Source organism: Rheinheimera riviphila, assembly GCF_004005945.1.
Taxonomy (GTDB): domain Bacteria; phylum Pseudomonadota; class Gammaproteobacteria; order Enterobacterales; family Alteromonadaceae; genus Pararheinheimera; species Pararheinheimera riviphila.
In genome coordinates, this window is record NZ_SACS01000029.1 from 1 (window position 1) to 20,352 (window position 20,352).

The following is a 20,352-nucleotide window of genomic DNA, read 5'->3' on the forward strand; positions in this document are numbered from 1 at the left end:
CATTCCGAACTCAGAAGTGAAACGCAGCTGCGACGATGGTAGTGTGGCAGATGCCATGCGAGAGTAGTACACCGCCAGGCTCCCAATCAGTCAAAAAGCCCGCTCAGTGAGCGGGCTTTTTGCATTTTTGAATTTGGCGGTCTATTGCCCGAGCAGGGCATTCCCATGCAAGGTAGTATAAGCTGAGCTTTCAAAAAGCTAACAATTTGGCTTTTGCCAGCTAAACGCCCTTCGCAGAGCGAAGAGGCCAGCGTTTCGAAACGCAAACGGTTTTGCGAGGTTTTTAATAGTATTATAGGTACAAATTCACGATTTTCTGTACAAAAAACACTCCAGCTTTGGGTGTGAAAACGTGTTATTAGCGCTTATTGATGCCTGGTCTCCGATTAGTCTTATTTTATTGTCGGCACCTGCTGCCGCGAGCTCCTTGACCTGGACCGTCACTGTATTTGCTTAAGGTGCTTACAACAACTGGACAAAGTAGCCGAATCTTCAATGATTTTGGGTATACACATAAAATAAATACCACCTAAAATTATTGCAGCGCAGTGATAGAGTGTGATTGGGAAGATCAGGGAACGGCATCATGGCGAAAACACCGAAGTCACTCAACTGGAGCCAGTTATTGCAGTCCGGTAATCGGATCTTTATCGGCTCCAACGCTGCGGTGCCAAATGCCCTGATTGATGATTTGATCAGCAACGCCCGGCAGCTGCATGACATTGAAGTGGTGCATATCCAAACCATTTCAGACAACAAGTGGGTGGAAGAGACCTATAAAGATCTGTTTAAAGTGAATAGCTTATTCATTGGTGGTGACAAGGTGCGCCAAGCGGTTGCTGAAGGTCGTGCCGATTACACGCCTTGTTTTTTATCAGAAATTCCAACGTTATTCAGTACGAATATCCTGCCCCTTGATGCAGCGTTAGTGATGGTCAGCCCACCTGATGAATATGGCTATTGTTCATTAGGCGTATCTGTCGACGTGGTGTCATCTGCCGTGCGTTATGCCAAAAAAGTGATAGCGCAATTTAATCCGTTGATGCCAAGAACCAGCGGTCATGCATATATTCATAAAAGCAAAATTGATGCATTTATTGAAGTATCGCAGTCGTTACCTGAAGTTCCGGCGCCAGAGTTTGAGCAACGGATCGAACGGATCGGGCAGTATGTTTCGATGTTAATTGCCGACGGCTCTACCTTGCAGATTGGCATTGGTAAAATTCCGGAAGCCGTTTTACGTTATCTTGGTAACCACAAAAACCTCGGTGTCCACAGTGAAATGATCTCCGATGGCATTATCGATTTGATGGTCAAAGGCGTGATTAACAATAGCCAGAAGACCTTTCACCCAGGAAAAACGGTGACTAGCTTTTGCTTGGGTACAAAGCATCTATATGATTTTGTTGATAGAAATCCACACATTGAGTTCTACCCAAGTGAATATGTGAATTCACCCACCAATATTGCCCGCAATGACAATATGGTGGTGATCAACAGTGCTATTGAAGTTGATTTAACCGGGCAGGTTGTATCTGATTCAATCGGCTACCAGTTTTATAGCGGGATTGGCGGGCAGGTCGATTTCAGTCGTGGCGCTTCGATGAGTAAAGGTGGCAAGCCGATTATCGCCATGCCAGCGACCGCTAAAAACGGCACGGTTTCGCGTATTGTGGCGCATATTGCGCAAGGCAGTGGTGTGGTGACTTCGCGCGGCCATGTTCATTATGTGGTAACCGAATACGGTGTGGCGTCACTGCGCGGTAAAAGTATCCGCGAACGCGCGCTGGAATTGATTCGGGTTGCCCATCCGAAATTTCGGGCGGAACTGCTGGCAGAAGTACGTAAACATTATTGGGTGCCGAACTATCAGGTGTTAACGCCGATGGAAGTCCCGGAACTTGGTGCTGTGGGACTAAAAATTCTGAAAATCGGCGGTGAGACTTTTGATTTACGGCCACTTAATCCCGCGGATGAACGTCGGCTGCAGGAATTTTTCTACTCGCATACCAAAGAGACGTTATTGTTGCGTTATAACCATCACCCCAAACAGATGAGTCGTGAAAAATCGAGTGTGTTGGTGAGCGTCGACCAATCAAAGGATTTAGCGCTTTGTATTGTGAAGCAACAAGGTTCAGTACTGGAAATTCAGGCGGTTGGCCGGTATTACCTGATTGAGAGCACTCAAAGTTGTGAAGTTGCCTTTGTCACCCGTGAACGACATCAGGGCAAAGGCATGGCCAAGATCTTGCTCCAGGAAATGATCGCTATCGCGGCACTACGGAAGGTTTATGCGATGACCGCCTTTGTCCGAGCGGAGAATAAAGCGATGTTAAGTGTATTTGAAAAAGCCGGATTTCAACGCTTGCAATCGCAAGAAGCGGACGAAGTGAATTTACAATTGCTGTTGCAACCTTTCTGGAATACGCAGCCAACAGCGCCATCGGCAACAGATTCTATGGATCAGCAACAATGAGCGTCACTATTTTCAGCCATCCCGGTTGTTTACAGCATAATGTCGGCTTGGATCACCCAGAGCAGCCGGCGCGGTTGCATGCCATTGCCGATCAACTGTTAAGTTCCGGCTTAGAGTATGTGCTGCAGCAACGAGATGCGACACCGGTCACTGACGATCAGTTGGCGCTGGTCCATGACCGGGCGTACATCGGACAAGTCATAGCCAAAGTGCCTGAGCATGGCTGCGCATGGCTGGATGACGATACCGCAATCATGAATAAATCCTTGCACGCAGCGAGACATGCTGCCGGTGCAGTTGTTAATGCCGTCGATCTGGTGATGCAGCTACCGGATCAACAAGCATTTTGTGCTATTCGCCCACCTGGACATCATGCGGAATCTGCCCAGGCCATGGGGTTTTGTCTGTTTAATAATGTTGCAGTCGGCGCGGCTTATGCGATGCAGACCTATGGCTTGCAACGAATTGCGATTGTCGATTTTGATGTGCACCACGGGAATGGCACTGAGCAAATATTCCGTAACGACCAGCGGGTGCTGTTTTGCTCGTCATTCGAACATCCTTATTATCCATTTACCGATCCTGCCAGTCACAATTTGTTGCTGAAAATCCCGCTACCCGGCAACAGCGACGGTCAGGAATTCCGGCGCAGGGCAAGCGCCCAGTGGTTTGAACAAATACGGGCCTTTCAGCCGCAGCTGCTGATGATTTCAGCGGGTTTTGACGCCCATATCGAAGATGAACTGGCGCACCTCAAATGGACCGATGCCGATTATCATTGGCTGGCGCAGCAGCTCAAACTCATCGCAAATGAATGCTGTGACGGCAGAATCGTAGCCTGCCTCGAAGGCGGCTACGCTTTAAATGCGTTAGGGCGCAGTGTCGTCGCCATGCTAAAAGCCTGGATTTAAAGCACCGTCACGGATTAAAGCTTCTGCAATGCAGCACAATTTATTACAATAACGTTTTCCTCTGATCGTTGGTTTCGCTATGCAACAACTTTTGGCGCAGGATGCCCGGCGCTACTCGACATTTCGGTTGGCGGCAACCCTGTCTCAGGTCATTAAAATATCTTCGCTGGCAGAGTTGCAGCGTTATCAGCCGTTACAGCCACCGTTGGTCCTGGGTGAAGGTAGTAACTGTATTTTCCTCTCTGATTGGCACACCGATATCCTGCGTTTTGTGGCTGATAGTGTCATTCGAAATCAACAGGGCGAGACGCTGATGTTGCATGTTGAAGCTGGTTGTAACTGGCATCAACTCGTGCAAAACACTGTGGCCGAAGGGTGGTGGGGACTGGAAAATCTGGCTTTGATCCCAGGCTCCGTGGGTGCAGCGCCAGTGCAAAACATTGGTGCTTATGGCGTTGAAATGGCGGATTGTTGTACATACGTTGATTTCTTCCATTGGCAAACGAAGTCGGTTCAACGACTAAGTCGTGAAGAATGCGTTTTCGGCTACAGGGACAGCATTTTTAAACACTCATTCGCCGGCAAAGGTGTCATCGTGGCGGTTGGTTTTCAGCTCCAACGAAAAGGAGTTCCACGACTTAGCTATAAAGGTCTGGATCATTTGCCATTGGACAGTCGTCCGCTGGATGTGATGCATGCCGTGATCGCCGTACGTCAAAGTAAACTACCAGATCCGGCGACATTGGCCAATTGCGGTAGCTTTTTCAAAAACCCGCTGCTAAGCGCAAACCAGTTCCAGGCGCTGATTGAAAAACACCCAACGCTACCGCATTACCCGCAGCCAGACTCACAAGTCAAAGTTGCCGCAGCCTGGTTGATTGAACAGGCGGGTTTAAAAGGTCACCGTATTGGTGATGTTGCTTGTTACCCGTTGCAGCCGTTGGTGTTGGTGAATTATGGTGCGGGCACCTCAGCGCAATTAAGCGAGCTTATTCAGCTTATTCAAAGATCGGTCCAGCAAATGTTCGATATTTTGTTGGAGCCGGAAGTGCGGTTGCTCACTCAAGATGACTAGATCTTTGCCACAAAGCCTTGCCTTGCAACGGCAGTTAATCCAGCAACTCAGTGACGGTAGAATTTACTCGGGTGAACTGTTGGCCGAACAAGCCGGAATAAGCCGTGCTGCGATTGCCCGTCACATTTCACAGCTACAAAGTTATGGCGTTGATATCTATTCGATTAAAGGTAAAGGTTACAAGTTAAGCGCACCGCTGCAATTGCTCGATGCTGCGAAAATCCGGCACTATCAAACAGCCGGGATGGCGGAAGTCTTGTTACAGCACGTCACGGATTCGACCAACAGTCAGCTGATGCGGCGGCTACAGGATGGCCAACAGCTCAGTAAAGGCTCGGTGTTGGTCGCCGAGGCGCAGACCACCGGACGTGGCCGACGTGGTAACAGTTGGTTCTCGCCTTTTGGTGCAAATCTCTATTTTTCAATGTATTGGCAGCTTGAGCAAGGTATTCAGGGCGCCATGGGGTTAAGCCTGGTGATTGGTTTGGCGGTCGCTGAAGTCCTGGAGCAGCAGTATCTGCTGCCGGTACGGTTAAAATGGCCAAACGACATCTATTTAGCAGACAAAAAACTTGCTGGCATCCTGATTGAACTTGCCGGTCAAAGTCACGCGCAATGTGATCTGGTGATTGGTCTGGGTCTGAACCTGCACATGCCGCGACAAGCCGATCAGCAAATCAGCCAGGCCTGGACCGATTTACAGCAACATGTGGCACAACCCATCGACAGAAATCAATTGATTGCGCTGCTACAACAACGGATTGTGCTGCATTTACGCAGTTTCGAAGCGTCAGGATTTCAAACCTTTAGCGCTGCATTTAATCAACGGGATCAGTTTTTAGGGAAAATGGTTTGTTTAAGTAGCGGCGACAAACAATTTTGCGGCCTAAGTTTGGGTGTTGATAGCCAAGGTGGGCTGTTGTTAGAGCAGGCTGACGGCGCGCAGAGTTTTTATGGCGGTGAATTGAGTTTACGGGAGCTGGCGCGTGGCTGAACTATTGTTAGATATCGGCAATAGCCGGACAAAAGCGGTATTGCACCAGGACGGTCGCTTCACTTTGTTGCCGGATCATTTTGCGACCAGCATCCAGCAATATGATATTTCGGCCGTTTTTTGTGCATCGGTCGCGCGTGACGAACGGATTGCCGCGGTTCGCGAGGAAACCGGGTTGCAGCATGTTGCGTGGCGGATTGTACACAGTGAAGCTACTAAATCCGGACTTCGCAGTCAATACACAGAACCACATTTATTAGGCGTCGACCGTTGGCTCGCGATGCTGGGTGCGATAAAACTTTGGCCGGCGCAATCGCTGATGGTGGTCGATGCCGGCACTGCCCTAACATTAGATTGGGTTGATGAGAGCGGGCAACACCTGGGCGGCTGGATCATTCCGGGTTTTCGTCTGCAACAACAAGCTGTGATTGGCCAAACTGCCAAGGTTTTTAATAACAGCATGCAACACGCACAAGTAGCCTTAGGGACCGATACCAGCAGTTGTCTGCAAAATGGCTGTCTGAGTGCTGCAGTTGCAGTCATCTTGCAGGGCTTTTCGCTACAAACGGCGACAAAAGTGGTGCTGACCGGTGGCGATGCAAACTTATTAATGCCGCATTTAACTCAGCTGGATCCACAAGTTGAGCCGTTGTTAATCTTTCGTGGTTTAAGCCTTTATATCTAAAAATGAGCCTTATTGGCGATCTATTGAGCATTTGACCCGAAAAACCAAGTTTTTTTCAGATTTAGAGTTGCACCTCCCAATTCATTCCACTAGAATTCGCACCCACTGACGTAGCCGCTTTAGCTCAGTTGGTAGAGCAACTGACTTGTAATCAGTAGGTCATCCGTTCGACTCGGATAAGCGGCACCAGTTTTAGTGGAGGGGTTCCCGAGTGGCCAAAGGGATCAGACTGTAAATCTGCCGGCACTGCCTTCGAAGGTTCGAATCCTTCCCCCTCCACCATCTTCGTCAGGAAGAATAGCTACGAGTAGGCCGCGGGCATCGTATAATGGCTATTACCTCAGCCTTCCAAGCTGATGATGCGGGTTCGATTCCCGCTGCCCGCTCCAAAATTTGAAATAGATGCTGATATAGCTCAGGCGGTAGAGCGCATCCTTGGTAAGGATGAGGTCCCCAGTTCGATTCTGGGTATCAGCACCACTTCTTAATTGCCTTCTCTTGCTTTAACATCCAAAACCTAATTTTATCTAACCGCCGTTTTGTTTAAAAAGGGTCTACTCCATGGCTAAGGCTAAATTCGAACGTAACAAACCGCACGTAAACGTAGGCACAATCGGCCACGTTGACCACGGTAAAACTACTCTGACAGCAGCTATCACCAACGTATTGGCTAAACACTACGGCGGTCAGGCTTTCGCATTCGATCAAATCGATAAAGCACCAGAAGAAAAAGCTCGTGGTATCACGATCAACACTTCTCACGTTGAATACGATACTCCAGCTCGTCACTACGCGCACGTAGACTGCCCAGGCCACGCCGACTATGTTAAAAACATGATCACAGGTGCTGCTCAGATGGACGGCGCAATCCTGGTAGTAGCTGCGACTGACGGCCCAATGCCACAGACACGTGAGCACATCCTGTTATCTCGTCAGGTTGGCGTACCATTCATCGTTGTGTTCATGAACAAATGTGACATGGTAGACGACGAAGAGCTGTTAGAGCTGGTAGAGATGGAAGTTCGTGAGCTTCTTTCTGACTACGATTTCCCAGGTGATGACCTGCCGGTAATCCGTGGTTCAGCCCTGAAAGGTCTGGAAGGCGATGCAGCATGGGAACCAAAAATCCTTGAGCTGGCAGCAGCTTTAGATTCTTACATTCCAGAGCCAGTACGTGCGATTGACAAGCCATTCATCATGCCAATCGAAGACGTATTCTCAATTGCTGGTCGTGGTACTGTAGTAACAGGCCGTGTAGAGCAAGGTATCGTTAAAGTAGGCGAGTCAGTAGAAATCGTTGGTCTGAAAGACACAGTGACAACTACTTGTACTGGTGTTGAAATGTTCCGTAAACTGTTAGACGAAGGTCGTGCAGGCGAGAACATCGGCGCGCTGTTACGTGGTACTAAACGTGAAGACGTAGAACGTGGTCAAGTATTAGCAAAACCAGGTTCAATCAAGCCACACACCAAGTTCGAAGGTGAAGTGTACGTGTTATCAAAAGAAGAAGGTGGTCGTCATACTCCATTCTTCAAAGGTTACCGTCCACAGTTCTACTTCCGTACCACAGACGTCACTGGTTCAGTAGAACTGCCAGAAGGCGTAGAGATGGTAATGCCAGGCGACAACCTGAAGTTTGTTGTTGAACTGATCAACCCAATCGCGATGGACGAAGGTTTACGCTTCGCTATCCGTGAAGGTGGCCGCACAGTAGGTGCTGGTGTAGTATCTAAAGTACTGGTGTAATCACCGCTACTTGATGAAAGGGTCCTTCGGGGCCCTTTTTTGTATCTGAAGTTTGCAAAAGCACTATAAATTCCGATTCTTGTGATAAATGCAGTAAAAAAAATACCGCCATCAAACACCGTCAAAAAAACTGAAAACTCATGCAAGCAGTTGAAAAAGAAACCACTTTTCTTTTATGTACAGAAATTTAGCCTTCAATTCAGACAGGCGCTTGTTTTAGCTGTCTGAGGCAGTATAATGAGCGGCTATTTTTGATACCTTCGTAGGTTGGTAGCAAAATATTTAGGGGCGTAGTTCCAATTGGTAGAACAGCGGTCTCCAAAACCGATGGTTGGGGGTTCGAATCCCTCCGCCCCTGCCAATTTAGTGGCTTGAGTGCAGCATTGTATCCTGCAGTGCAGCTGTAGTAGTGGCTTGTTCGACAAGCACGGAAAGTGAGTTAAAGCATGAACGCAGCAACAGAAGCGCCAAAAAGCGGATTAGATTTAGTCAAATGGTTGGTCGTATTCGCGATCCTGACCTTATTAGTTGTCGCCAACTATATTTTCGAATTTTCTACCCTGGAACGTGCCATCGGTTTGGTCGTGATGATCCCACTGGCTGGTTTTGTTGCAGCTCAAACCGGTAAAGGCCGTGATTTTCTGACTTTCGCTAAAGAAGCAAAGTTAGAAGTACGCAAAGTGGTATGGCCAACCCGGAAAGAAACCAATCAAACAACTTTAATCGTCGCGATTGTGACGCTTATCATGGCTATGGTCCTGTATGTACTGGACTTAGGTTTATTAAAGTTGGTGTCATTTTTAACCGGATTGGGGATCTAAACCATGTCAGATAAAAAACGTTGGTATGTGGTCCAGGCATTTGCCGGTTTTGAACAACGCGTCGCTACTTCATTACGTGAACACATTAAGATCCACCAAATGGAAGAAAAATTTGGCGAAGTCTTGGTGCCTACCGAAGAAGTTATCGAAATGCGCGCCGGGCAAAAACGTAAATCCGAACGCAAATTCTTCCCAGGCTACGTTTTAGTTCAGATGGAAATGTGTGAAGAAGCATGGCACTTAGTTAAAAGTGTGCCGCGTGTACTTGGTTTCATTGGTGGCACTTCTGATCGTCCAGCACCAATCACTGAAAAAGAAGCCAATACCATTCTGAATCGCTTGCAGGATAACGCCGATAAGCCGAAGCCAAAAACTCTGTTTGAAGCTGGTGAAGTGGTTCGTGTTACTGAAGGCCCATTTGCTGACTTTAACGGTGTGGTTGAAGAAGTCGACTACGAAAAAAGCCGCGTAAAAGTATCTGTACTGATTTTTGGTCGTTCCACTCCGGTCGAGTTGGAATTTGGCCAGGTCGAAAAAGCCTAGGAATTTTTATTCCAGCTCAAATAAAATTTGAACTGGGCCGCTGATTAAAATATAATCGCGGCCTTTTTAACATCTGGGAAGCCGTTTGAGTAAGTGTCCTCACATTTACGAGGCAATGACCCAATAACGAGGTGAAACATGGCAAAGAAAGTCACAGCACTTGTAAAATTACAAGTTAAAGCTGGTATGGCAAACCCGTCGCCACCAGTTGGTCCAGCTTTGGGTCAACACGGTGTAAACATCATGGAATTCTGTAAAGGCTTTAACGCCCGTACAGAATCACTGGAAAAAGGCATGCCAATTCCAGTTGTGATCACTGTTTATAGCGACCGTTCATTTACATTTGAAACCCGCACCCCACCTGCTTCTTTCTTATTATTGAAAGCTGCTGGTTTAAAAGGTGGTTCAGGCCGTCCTAACACCCAGAAAGTGGGTAAAGTAACTCGTGCTCAGCTCGAAGAGATCGTAAAGGTCAAACGTGCTGATTTAACAGCGGGTAGCGACGAAGCAGCGGTCAGCACTATTGCTGGTACTGCTCGTTCCATGGGCTTAGTGGTGGAGGGTTAATCAATGGCTAAATTATCAAAGCGTGCTAAATTAATCCGTTCAAAAGTAGATTCTACTCGTGAATACGCGATCAATGACGCAGTTGCGTTATTAAAAGAATTAACTGCCGGCAAATTCGTTGAAAGTATCGATGTTGCAATCAACCTCGGTATCGACGCCCGTAAATCTGATCAGAACGTGCGTGGTGCTACGGTACTGCCACACGGTACTGGCCGTACGGTTCGTGTTGCTGTGTTCACCCAAGGTGCAAACGCTGAAGCTGCTAAAGCTGCCGGTGCTGACATCGTAGGTATGGAAGACTTAGCTGAACAAGTTAAGAAAGGCGTAATGGACTTTGACGTCGTTATCGCTTCTCCAGACGCAATGCGTGTAGTTGGTATGTTAGGTCAAATCTTAGGCCCACGTGGTCTGATGCCAAACCCGAAAACTGGCACTGTAACTCCTAACGTAGCTGAAGCTGTGAAAAACGCTAAAGCTGGTCAGGTTCGTTACCGTAACGACAAGAATGGTATCATCCATTCTACTGTTGGTAAGCTGACTTTCGAAGCTGACAAGATCAAAGAAAACATTGAATCTCTGTTAATTGCACTGAAACGTGCAAAACCATCTGTTGCAAAAGGTACTTACATCAAGAAAGTAACTATCTCTTCAACACACGGTGCTGGTATCGTCCTGGACCAGGCTTCTTTGGATGCCAAAGTCTAATTGAAGTTGCTTAAATAAGCTGCTTTACAGAGTCGCGAGGTTATTTTATAATCTCGCGCTCAAATTTTAGGGTAGAAGCCGGGCTTTGCTTGCAAAGTGTCTGGCTTCCGTCCAAGACCGTAGGTGCTACAAAGGCTTAGCCGCGTAGCTTAAAAAATCAACCTACGCAGACGGTGTTAGCCCCAGAAAGATTCCTATCAATCTGGCTCTCACCGTAAATCGCGCGCTTATTTTCAGGTTACTGATTAGAAGCGATGTGTAGGCACCCGGACAATCCCGTCCGGATGAACCAGGAGTTAAGAGCCAATGGCTATTAAGCTTGAAGACAAAAAAGCGATCGTTGCTGAAGTCCAGGAAGCTGCCAAAGGTGCTTTATCTGCGGTAGTCGCAGACGCTCGTGGTGTCACTGTAGGCAAAATCACAACTCTGCGTAAGCAGGCTCGTGAAGCTGGCGTTTGGATGAAAGTTGTCCGTAACACGCTGGTACGCCGTGCAGTATCAGGCACTGAGTTCGAGTGTTTAAGCGACGCGTTCGTCGGCCCAACGCTGATTGCGTTCTCTAAAGAGCACCCAGGTGCTGCAGCGCGGATCTTCAAAGATTTCGCCAAAGAGAACCAAAAGTTTGAGCTGAAAGGCGCAGCCTTCAATGGCGCCACAGTCAGTATCGATGTTTTAGCAAGTCTGCCAACGCGCGACGAAGCTATTGCACGCCTGATGAGCACTATGAAAGAAGCAGCAGCCGGCAAACTTGTACGTACAATTGCCGCGGTTCGCGACCAAAAACAGGATCAAGCCGCGTAATTTTACGTGTTGTTTGGTAAGTAAAGTTTAATACGGGAAATATTCCCCTTAGTTTAGGAATCTGAGCAATGTCAGTTACTAAAGATCAAATCTTAGACGCAATCGCTGCAATGTCTGTAATGGAAGTTGTAGAACTGATCAGCGCTATGGAAGAAAAATTCGGCGTTTCTGCTTCAGCTGCTGTTGCAGTTGCTGCTGGTCCAGCTGCAGTTGTTGAAGAACAAACTGAATTCAACGTAATCCTGGCCACTATCGGTGCGAACAAAGTATCTGTGATCAAAGCAGTACGTGGCGCAACTGGTTTAGGCCTGAAAGAAGCGAAAGACCTGGTTGAATCTGCTCCAGCAGCAATCAAAGAAGCCGTTTCTAAAGCCGAAGCTGAAACTCTGAAGAAAGAGTTAGAAGAAGCTGGTGCTACTGTTGAGATCAAATAATCCAGATTATTCTGGATTAGCCGCCTGATTTCAGGCTAGGCTGGTGGTGAAATAACCACCGGCCTTTTTGCGCTGTGGGACATTGATTTTCCCCGCCCCTTATGACGCCATTGTGGATGTCATAACCACCGCCCCGCAAGGGTAGGTAGGGTAAAAAATCAGCAAGCTGAGGAACCCCATGACTTACTCTTATTCTGAAAAGAAACGTATCCGTAAGGACTTCGGTAAACGCCCACAAGTGTTGGACGTACCATATCTGTTGTCGATTCAAATCGAATCGTTCAGCAAATTTATTGAGCCAGATCCAGAAGGTGGATACGGTTTAGAAGCCGCTTTCCGCTCTGTATTCCCGATCAAAAGCTATTCAGGTAGCGCAGAACTGCAATATGTCAGTTACCGGATCGGCGAACCTGTGTTTGATGTAAAAGAGTGTCAAATCCGTGGTGTTACATACTCAGCGCCGCTGCGTGTGAAACTGCGGATGGTGTTATTTGATAAAGAAGCACCAGGCACAATCAAAGACATCCGCGAGCAAGAAGTTTATATGGGCGAAATTCCGCTCATGACTGAAAACGGTACCTTCGTGATTAATGGTACTGAACGGGTAATTGTTTCTCAGCTGCACCGTAGTCCGGGCGTGTTCTTTGATCACGACCGTGGTAAAACTCACTCATCAGGTAAAGTCCTGTATAACGCGCGCGTCATTCCTTACCGTGGTTCATGGTTAGATTTTGAATTTGATGCCAAAGATGCGTTATTCGTCCGTATTGACCGTCGCCGCAAACTGCCGGCTACGATTTTATTACGTGCACTTGAGTTAAGCACTGAAGACATCCTGAACACCTTCTTTGAAAATACTACATTTGAAATCAAAGATGGCAAGTTGATGATGGCTGTTGTGGCAAACCGCTTACGTGGTGAAACTGCCCAATTCGACATCAAAGACAACAACGGCGAAATTATCGTTGAAGCGGGTCGTCGTATCACCGCTAAACACGTTCGTCAGTTGGAAAAAACCGGCTTGACCCTGATGGAAGTACCGCATGAGTACGTCGTCGGCCGTGTGCTTGCACAAAATTATGCTGACCGTTCAACCGGAGAGATTATTGCCGAGGCGAACGCTGAACTCACATTGGAGTTGTTGGCGAAATTAGCAAAAGCTGGCTATGACAGCTTTAAAACATTGTATATCAACGATTTGGATCAGGGTGCTTATATCTCTGACACCATTCGCATTGATCCGAGCAACAACCGGATGGAAGCGCTGGTCGAAATCTATCGCATGATGCGTCCTGGCGAACCGCCAACACGCGAAGCTGCAGAAACGTTATTCCAAAACCTGTTCTTCTCAGAAGATCGTTATGATCTGTCAACCGTTGGCCGGATGAAATTCAACCGCCGCGTGAACTTTGAAGAAGGTAAAGGCGCCGGTGTGCTGTCGAAAGACGACATCTTAGCCGTGATGAAAGTACTGATTGATATCCGTAACGGTAATGGCGAAGTGGACGATATCGACCACTTAGGTAACCGTCGTATTCGTTCTGTTGGTGAAATGGCTGAAAACCAGTTCCGCGTTGGTTTAGTCCGCGTTGAACGTGCGGTGAAAGAGCGTTTATCACTGGGCGATTTAGACGCAGTGATGCCACAGGATTTAATCAATGCCAAGCCAATTTCGGCGGCAGTGAAAGAATTCTTCGGCTCAAGCCAGCTGTCACAGTTCATGGACCAGAACAACCCGTTGTCAGAAGTGACACACAAACGTCGTATCTCTGCGTTAGGCCCTGGCGGTTTGACCCGTGAGCGCGCAGGCTTCGAAGTCCGTGACGTTCACCCAACGCATTACGGTCGTGTTTGTCCAATCGAAACGCCTGAAGGTCCAAACATCGGTCTGATCAACTCATTGTCTATGTTCGCACAGACCAACGAGTATGGTTTCCTGGAAACCCCTTACCGTCGCATTGAAGACGGTATTGTGACTGACGAAGTAGATTTCTTATCAGCCATTGAAGAAGGTAACTTCGTGATCGCTCAGGCAAACGCCGAGCTGAACAAAGATAACCGTCTGGTTGAAGAACTGGTTCCTTGCCGTTACAAAAACGAATTTACGCTGATGCCAGCGGACAAAGTCCAGTACATGGACGTTGCCCCGCAACAAATCGTATCAGTAGCCGCTGCCTTGATCCCGTTCCTGGAACACGATGATGCTAACCGCGCATTGATGGGTTCAAACATGCAACGTCAAGCCGTACCAACTTTACGTGCTGATAAGCCGTTAGTAGGTACTGGTGTAGAGCGTGTGGTTGCCAAAGATTCTGGTGTAACTGTGGTCGCAAAACGTGGTGGTACTGTTGATTATGTCGACGCCAGCCGTATTGTTATTAAAGTACACGAAGAAGAAATGGTGGCCGGTGAAGCCGGTATCGACATTTATAACCTGACCAAATACACCCGTTCTAACCAGAACACCTGTATCAACCAGCGCCCATGTGTGAACCATGGTGAGCCGATTGAGCGTGGTGATGTTCTGGCCGATGGTCCGTCTACGGACTTAGGTGAATTGGCTCTGGGTCAAAACCTGCGCGTGGCATTCATGCCATGGAACGGTTACAACTTCGAAGACTCGATTTTATTATCTGAGCGTTTAGTGCAGGAAGATCGCCTGACCACTATTCACATTCAGGAACTGAGCTGTATTGCCCGTGATACTAAGTTAGGTGCAGAAGAAATTACTGCAGATATCCCTAACGTGGGTGAGTCTGCGCTGTCGAAGCTGGACGAAGCCGGTATTGTGTACATCGGTGCTGAAGTGAAAGGCGGCGACATTCTGGTTGGTAAAGTCACTCCTAAGGGTGAAAGCCAGTTAACACCAGAAGAAAAACTGTTACGCGCAATCTTCGGTGAAAAAGCTTCAGATGTAAAAGACACTTCATTACGCGTTCCTAACTCTGTGACAGGTACTGTCATCGACGTTCAGGTGTTTACCCGTGATGGCGTAGAAAAAGATAAACGTGCCCGTGAAATCGAGGAGATGGAAGTCAAACAGGCTAAGAAAGACCTGAATGAAGAATTCCGGATCCTGGAAGAAGGTATTTGCTCTCGTGCCCGTAACCTAATCGAAGGTACTGGTGTTGACCGCACCAAGCTGAACAACATGCGTGCTGACGTGCTGTTAGCGCAAAGTTTAGCGGACGAAGATAAACAAAACGATTTAGAACAATTAGCGGCTCAGTACGAAGAAATCCGTATCGAATACGATAAGAAGTTCGAAGCGAAACGCCGCAAAATCATCCAGGGTGATGATTTGGCACCTGGCGTGCTGAAGATCGTTAAAGTTTATCTGGCGGTTAAACGTCGTATTCAGCCTGGTGATAAGATGGCCGGCCGTCACGGTAACAAGGGTGTTATCTCTTCTATCGTGCCAGTTGAAGACATGCCATATGACGAAAAAGGTCAGCCGGTTGATATCGTACTGAACCCGTTAGGTGTTCCGTCGCGGATGAACATCGGTCAGATCCTGGAAACTCACTTAGGCTTAGCGGCTCGTGGTATCGGTGACAAGATTGACGGCATGATCAAAGACCAACGTGAAATCTCGGACATCCGTGATTTCTTAGTCAAGGTCTATGAACTGGGTGAATCTCGTCAGGATGTTGACGTTGGCAGCTTCACAGATGACGAAGTTCGTCGTCTGGCGCAGAACCTGCGTAAAGGCTTACCAGTGGCATCTCCGGTGTTTGATGGCGCGAAAGAAAGCGAAATCAAAGAATTGCTGGCACTTGGCGACTTGCCAACCAGCGGTCAGATCACGTTATACGATGGTCGTACCGGTAATACCTTTGAGCGTAAAGTTACAGTTGGCTACATGTACATGCTGAAGCTGAACCACTTAGTTGATGACAAGATGCACGCCCGTTCTACCGGTTCGTACAGTCTGGTTACCCAACAGCCACTGGGCGGTAAAGCTCAGTTCGGTGGTCAGCGCTTCGGTGAGATGGAAGTGTGGGCACTGGAAGCATACGGTGCAGCCTATACCCTGCAGGAAATGTTGACTGTGAAGTCTGATGACGTGAATGGCCGGACCAAGATGTATAAAAACATCGTGGATGGCGACCACCGCATGGAACCAGGCATGCCAGAATCTTTCAACGTATTGATGAAAGAAATCCGTTCGCTCGGTATCAACATCGAATTGGAAGAGGAATAACCCTCAGCGCCCCGGGCAACCGGGGCTGTTATCTGAGTGCTGAATTGGGGCGCAAGCCGTCCCGTTACCGGTTAAACCTCTGACAGGAGAGCAAAGTGAAAGACTTATTAAAGTTTCTGAAACAACAAACAAAAACTGAAGAGTTCGATGTGATCCGTATCGGTCTTTCTTCACCTGACATGATCCGTTCATGGTCATTTGGTGAAGTGAAAAAGCCTGAAACGATCAACTACCGTACTTTTAAGCCTGAGCGTGACGGTCTGTTCTGTGCCCGGATCTTTGGCCCGGTCAAAGATTACGAATGTCTGTGCGGTAAGTACAAACGTCTGAAGCACCGTGGTGTGATCTGTGAAAAGTGTGGTGTTGAAGTCACACTGACTAAAGTGCGTCGTGAGCGCATGGGTCACATTGAACTGGCAAGTCCAGTTGCCCACATTTGGTTCCTGAAGTCACTGCCGAGCCGTATCGGTTTGCTGCTGGATATGACGTTACGTGATATCGAGCGCGTGCTGTATTTCGAAAGCTACGTAGTGACCGAACCAGGTATGACGTCTTTAGAGCGTCGTCAGATGCTGACTGAAGAAGAATACTTAGACGTGCTGGAAGAGCACGGCGACGAGTTCGAAGCGAAAATGGGTGCAGAAGCAATTCTGGACATTTTACGTGGTATCGAACTTGCGACAGAAATTAAGCAAATGCGTGAAGAGTTACCGACGATCAACTCGGAAACTAAACGTAAGAAGATCAGCAAACGCTTAAAACTGATGGAAGCATTCTTCACTTCAGGCAACAAGCCTGAGTGGATGATCATGACAGTGCTGCCAGTACTGCCACCGGATTTACGTCCTTTGGTACCACTGGACGGCGGCCGTTTTGCAACTTCAGATCTGAACGATTTGTACCGTCGTGTAATCAACCGTAACAACCGTCTGAAGCGTCTTCTGGACCTGTCAGCACCTGATATCATCGTTCGTAACGAAAAACGGATGTTGCAGGAAGCGGTTGATGCGTTGTTAGATAACGGTCGTCGCGGTCGCGCCATTACTGGCTCGAACAAGCGTCCGCTGAAGTCTTTAGCCGACATGATCAAAGGTAAACAAGGTCGTTTCCGTCAGAACTTACTTGGTAAGCGCGTCGACTATTCAGGTCGTTCGGTTATTACCGTAGGTCCTACACTGCGTCTGCACCAGTGTGGTCTGCCGAAGAAAATGGCACTTGAGCTGTTCAAGCCGTTTATTTACGGCAAGCTGGAAGCCCGTGGTTTGGCCACTACTATCAAAGCCGCCAAGAAAATGGTTGAGCGCGAAGTCGGTGAAGTATGGGACGTGTTAGATGAAGTGATCCGCGAACATCCGGTATTACTGAACCGCGCACCAACACTGCACCGTCTGGGTATTCAAGCATTTGAACCAGTACTGATTGAAGGTAAAGCGATTCAGTTACACCCATTGGTGTGTGCTGCATACAACGCCGACTTCGACGGTGACCAGATGGCGGTCCACGTACCGCTGACGCTGGAAGCCCAGTTAGAAGCCCGCGCGCTGATGATGTCGACCAACAACGTACTGTCACCAGCCAACGGTGAACCAATCATCGTTCCTTCACAGGACGTTGTATTGGGTCTGTACTACATGACTCGTGATGCCATCAACGCCAAAGGCGAAGGCATGATGTTCAAAAATCCGAAGGAAGCTGAAAAAGCCTTCCGTGCCGGCGTGGCCAGTTTACACGCTCGCGTTAAAGTCCGGATTGTTGAAGTGTTAGCCGATGAAGAAGGCAACAGAACCACATCAACCAAAGTGCGTGATACCACTGTGGGCCGTGCGATCCTGTACTCAATTCTGCCAGAAGGTTTGGCGTTTGATTCAGTGAACCAGGCGATGGGTAAAAAGCAGATCTCTCGTTTACTGAACGGTTCTTACCGTCGGATCGGTCTGAAAAACACTGTTATCCTGGCTGACCAAATCATGTATACCGGTTTCCACTACGCAATGTTGTCAGGTGTGTCTGTTGGTATCAACGACATGGTTATTCCTGATGCAAAAGTGGACATCATCGCTGCAGCTGAAGCCGAAGTATCGGAAATCAATGACCAGTTCCAACAAGGTCTGGTTACTGCCGGTGAAAAATACAACAAAGTTATCGATATCTGGTCAACAGCTAACGAAACTTTGTCAAAAGCCATGATGGACAATCTGTCAAAAGAGTCTGTGGTTGACCGCGACGGTAATACCGTTACCCAACCATCGTTTAACTCTGTTTATATGATGGCAGACTCAGGCGCGCGGGGCTCTCCGGCCCAGATCCGTCAGTTGGCGGGTATGCGTGGTCTGATGGCAAAACCAGATGGTTCAATCATCGAAACGCCAATTACCGCAAACTTCCGTGAAGGTCTGAGCGTACTTCAGTACTTCATCTCTACTCACGGTGCTCGTAAAGGTTTGGCGGATACCGCGTTAAAAACAGCAAACTCTGGTTACCTGACTCGTCGTCTGGTAGACGTTGCACAAGACTTAGTCGTGACTGAATCCGATTGTGGTTCAGACAAAGGCATCATGATGAAACCGCTGATTGAAGGTGGTGACGTTGTAGAAGGTCTGCGTGAGCGCGTATTAGGCCGGGTAGTGATTGGTGATGTGGTGGTTCCTGCAACTGGCGAAGTGCTGGTTGAAGATGGCACCATGCTGGACGAAAAACTGTGTGACGCGATTGAAAAAAATTCAATCGACGAAGTCTATGTTCGTTCAGTAATTACCTGTCAGACCAACTTCGGTGTTTGTGCCAAGTGTTACGGTCGTGACTTAGCCCGTGGCCATATCATCAATGCTGGTGAAGCGGTTGGTGTTATCGCGGCGCAGTCTATCGGTGAACCTGGTACACAGCTGACGATGCGTACATTCCACATCGGTGGTGCGGCATCGCGGGCCTCTGCTGAAAACAGCGTACAGGTCAAAAACGCCGGTATCCTGAAACTGCACAACGCCAAGTTTGTTCGTAACAGCGACAATAAAATCGTTATTACTTCACGTTCAGCTGAAGTCACCGTATTTGACGAACTGGGCCGTGAAAAAGAACGTTATAAACTGCCATACGGTTCGATCATGACCACGGATGACAATGCTGCCATCGTGTCAGGTCAAATCGTCGCAAACTGGGATCCGCATTCTCACCCGATTATCGTTGAGCGCGGCGCCAAGGTATCTTACAGCGATGTAGATGATACCAATACCGAAGTACAACAGGATGACCTGACCGGTCTGACGCGTACCGTGGTGAAGGATTTGTCCAAAGCCAACGCGAAAGAGCCGAAGTTAATTCTGGAAATGGACGACGGTGCACTGCAGGAAATCCGCCTGCCAAGCTTCACCACTATCGAAATTACCGATGGTCAGAATGTGAAAGCGGGTGCGGTACTGGCGCGTATTCCACAAGAAAGCTCGAAAACACGGGACATCACCGGTGGTCTGCCACGCGTTGCTGACTTATTCGAAGCCCGTAAGCCAAAAGATCCAGCCATCCTGGCGGAAATTTCTGGTGTTATCAGCTTCGGTAAAGAAACTAAAGGCAAACGCCGTCTGCTGATCACCCCAGAACAAGGTGATATCCATGAAGAAATGATCCCGAAATGGCGTCAGGTCAACGTGTTTGAAGGCGAGCGGATCGAGAAAGGCGAAGTTATTTCTGAAGGTCCAGAGTCGCCACACGATATCCTGCGTTTACGTGGTATCCACCATGTTGCCAGCTATATCGTCAACGAAGTTCAGGACGTTTACCGCCTGCAAGGCGTTAAAATCAACGATAAGCACATTGAGACGATTATCCGTCAGATGCTGCGTAAGTGTGTGATTTTACACCCTGGCAACAGTGAGTTCCTTGAAGGCGAACAGGTTGAAGTATCACGGGTGAACCTCGCGAACGTCGAACTGGAAAAAGCCGGCAAAATGCCAGCGAAGTATGAACGCAGCCTGCTGGGTATTACCAAAGCATCGCTGTCGACTGACTCGTTCATTTCTGCCGCGTCATTCCAGGAAACGACCCGCGTGTTAACCGAAGCTGCAGTTGGTGGTAAAACCGACGAGCTGCGTGGTCTGAAAGAAAACGTTATTGTAGGCCGTCTGATCCCGGCTGGTACTGGTTTTTCATATCATCAAAACCGTGCCCGTCAACGTCAACGTGTCGCCAATGGCGAAGTCGCTGAACCGGCGATGAGTGCAGAATCAGCAGAACAAGCGCTGACTGATGCTCTCAATATGAACCTGTCTGGTAACGACGAATAAGTTGTTATTCTGACGAAGGCCTGACGCACTTCTGGTGTGTCAGGCCTTTTCTGTCTTGACAGGTTAAAGGTTGACCAGTAAAATCCCGCAGCCCCAATTTTGGGTGCGTATTT

The 20,352-nt window shown here is 48.3% G+C and carries 14 protein-coding genes, 5 tRNA genes and 1 rRNA gene; all 20 read left to right on the top strand.

Features of this window, described 5'->3' with window-relative positions; genetic code table 11:
* Positions 1-80: ribosomal RNA gene (gene rrf / locus EOE67_RS21165) — 5S ribosomal RNA — on the top strand; the annotation flags it as partial.
* A 506-nt stretch (positions 81-586) separates the two neighbouring features.
* On the top strand, positions 587-2,476 hold the full coding sequence (locus EOE67_RS18585) for a GNAT family N-acetyltransferase (RefSeq protein ID WP_127700853.1): 1,890 nt from the start codon (positions 587-589) through the stop codon (positions 2,474-2,476).
* Complete coding sequence (locus EOE67_RS18590) at positions 2,473-3,387, top strand: histone deacetylase family protein (RefSeq protein WP_127700855.1); 915 nt, start codon at positions 2,473-2,475, stop codon at positions 3,385-3,387. Before EOE67_RS18585 ends, EOE67_RS18590 begins: the two co-directional genes overlap by 4 nt.
* A 79-nt stretch (positions 3,388-3,466) precedes the next feature.
* Positions 3,467-4,462 (top strand): UDP-N-acetylmuramate dehydrogenase, encoded by a 996-nt coding sequence (gene murB, locus EOE67_RS18595; protein ID WP_127700857.1) that lies wholly within the window; start codon positions 3,467-3,469, stop codon positions 4,460-4,462.
* Positions 4,455-5,456, top strand: a complete 1,002-nt coding sequence (birA, locus tag EOE67_RS18600) for a bifunctional biotin--[acetyl-CoA-carboxylase] ligase/biotin operon repressor BirA (RefSeq protein WP_127700859.1) — start codon at positions 4,455-4,457, stop codon at positions 5,454-5,456. The genes murB and birA overlap by 8 nt, the downstream gene beginning before the upstream one ends.
* On the top strand, positions 5,449-6,141 hold the full coding sequence (locus tag EOE67_RS18605; RefSeq protein WP_127700861.1) for a type III pantothenate kinase: 693 nt from the start codon (positions 5,449-5,451) through the stop codon (positions 6,139-6,141). The genes birA and EOE67_RS18605 overlap by 8 nt, the downstream gene beginning before the upstream one ends.
* A gap of 113 nt (positions 6,142-6,254) precedes the next feature.
* Positions 6,255-6,330 (top strand) — tRNA-Thr (locus EOE67_RS18610).
* 8 nt (positions 6,331-6,338) lie between these two features.
* Positions 6,339-6,423 (top strand) — tRNA-Tyr (locus EOE67_RS18615).
* Positions 6,424-6,455: 32 nt separating this feature from the next.
* A tRNA-Gly gene (locus EOE67_RS18620) sits at positions 6,456-6,530 on the top strand.
* A gap of 15 nt (positions 6,531-6,545) precedes the next feature.
* Positions 6,546-6,621 (top strand) — tRNA-Thr (locus EOE67_RS18625).
* A gap of 81 nt (positions 6,622-6,702) precedes the next feature.
* On the top strand, positions 6,703-7,887 hold the full coding sequence (tuf, locus tag EOE67_RS18630) for an elongation factor Tu (RefSeq protein WP_127700863.1): 1,185 nt from the start codon (positions 6,703-6,705) through the stop codon (positions 7,885-7,887).
* Between the two features lie 284 nt (positions 7,888-8,171).
* Positions 8,172-8,248 (top strand) — tRNA-Trp (locus tag EOE67_RS18635).
* 85 nt (positions 8,249-8,333) lie between these two features.
* Positions 8,334-8,708: a preprotein translocase subunit SecE gene (gene secE / locus EOE67_RS18640; RefSeq protein ID WP_127700865.1), complete on the top strand. Its 375-nt coding sequence runs from the start codon at positions 8,334-8,336 to the stop codon at positions 8,706-8,708.
* Between the two features lie 3 nt (positions 8,709-8,711).
* Positions 8,712-9,251, top strand: coding sequence for a transcription termination/antitermination protein NusG (nusG, locus tag EOE67_RS18645; protein WP_068059786.1), 540 nt, complete (start codon positions 8,712-8,714; stop codon positions 9,249-9,251).
* Between the two features lie 138 nt (positions 9,252-9,389).
* Positions 9,390-9,818: a 50S ribosomal protein L11 gene (rplK, locus tag EOE67_RS18650; protein ID WP_068059789.1), complete on the top strand. Its 429-nt coding sequence runs from the start codon at positions 9,390-9,392 to the stop codon at positions 9,816-9,818.
* Between the two features lie 3 nt (positions 9,819-9,821).
* Complete coding sequence (gene rplA, locus EOE67_RS18655) at positions 9,822-10,523, top strand: 50S ribosomal protein L1 (protein WP_127700867.1); 702 nt, start codon at positions 9,822-9,824, stop codon at positions 10,521-10,523.
* Between the two features lie 306 nt (positions 10,524-10,829).
* Positions 10,830-11,324, top strand: coding sequence for a 50S ribosomal protein L10 (gene rplJ, locus EOE67_RS18660; protein WP_068059794.1), 495 nt, complete (start codon positions 10,830-10,832; stop codon positions 11,322-11,324).
* Positions 11,325-11,392: 68 nt separating this feature from the next.
* Positions 11,393-11,758, top strand: coding sequence for a 50S ribosomal protein L7/L12 (rplL, locus tag EOE67_RS18665; protein ID WP_127700869.1), 366 nt, complete (start codon positions 11,393-11,395; stop codon positions 11,756-11,758).
* Between the two features lie 178 nt (positions 11,759-11,936).
* A complete protein-coding gene (rpoB, locus tag EOE67_RS18670; RefSeq protein ID WP_127700871.1) occupies positions 11,937-15,962 on the top strand; it encodes a DNA-directed RNA polymerase subunit beta in 4,026 nt (1,341 codons plus the stop codon).
* Positions 15,963-16,057: 95 nt separating this feature from the next.
* Positions 16,058-20,239: a DNA-directed RNA polymerase subunit beta' gene (gene rpoC / locus EOE67_RS18675; RefSeq protein ID WP_127700873.1), complete on the top strand. Its 4,182-nt coding sequence runs from the start codon at positions 16,058-16,060 to the stop codon at positions 20,237-20,239.
* The last annotated feature ends 113 nt before the right edge of the window (positions 20,240-20,352 follow it).

Excerpts from the sequence above, each read along its gene's own strand:
- nusG (WP_068059786.1), top strand. The coding sequence starts at position 8,712 with ATGTCAGATAAAAAACGTTGGTATGTGGTCCAGGCATTTGCCGGTTTT.
- rpoB (WP_127700871.1), top strand. The coding sequence starts at position 11,937 with ATGACTTACTCTTATTCTGAAAAGAAACGTATCCGTAAGGACTTCGGT.
- EOE67_RS18590 (WP_127700855.1), top strand. The coding sequence starts at position 2,473 with ATGAGCGTCACTATTTTCAGCCATCCCGGTTGTTTACAGCATAATGTC.
- secE (WP_127700865.1), top strand. The coding sequence starts at position 8,334 with ATGAACGCAGCAACAGAAGCGCCAAAAAGCGGATTAGATTTAGTCAAA.
- rplA (WP_127700867.1), top strand. The coding sequence starts at position 9,822 with ATGGCTAAATTATCAAAGCGTGCTAAATTAATCCGTTCAAAAGTAGAT.
- tuf (WP_127700863.1), top strand. The coding sequence starts at position 6,703 with ATGGCTAAGGCTAAATTCGAACGTAACAAACCGCACGTAAACGTAGGC.
- rplL (WP_127700869.1), top strand. The coding sequence starts at position 11,393 with ATGTCAGTTACTAAAGATCAAATCTTAGACGCAATCGCTGCAATGTCT.
- EOE67_RS18585 (WP_127700853.1), top strand. The coding sequence starts at position 587 with ATGGCGAAAACACCGAAGTCACTCAACTGGAGCCAGTTATTGCAGTCC.
- rplK (WP_068059789.1), top strand. The coding sequence starts at position 9,390 with ATGGCAAAGAAAGTCACAGCACTTGTAAAATTACAAGTTAAAGCTGGT.
- rplJ (WP_068059794.1), top strand. The coding sequence starts at position 10,830 with ATGGCTATTAAGCTTGAAGACAAAAAAGCGATCGTTGCTGAAGTCCAG.
- murB (WP_127700857.1), top strand. The coding sequence starts at position 3,467 with ATGCAACAACTTTTGGCGCAGGATGCCCGGCGCTACTCGACATTTCGG.
- birA (WP_127700859.1), top strand. The coding sequence starts at position 4,455 with ATGACTAGATCTTTGCCACAAAGCCTTGCCTTGCAACGGCAGTTAATC.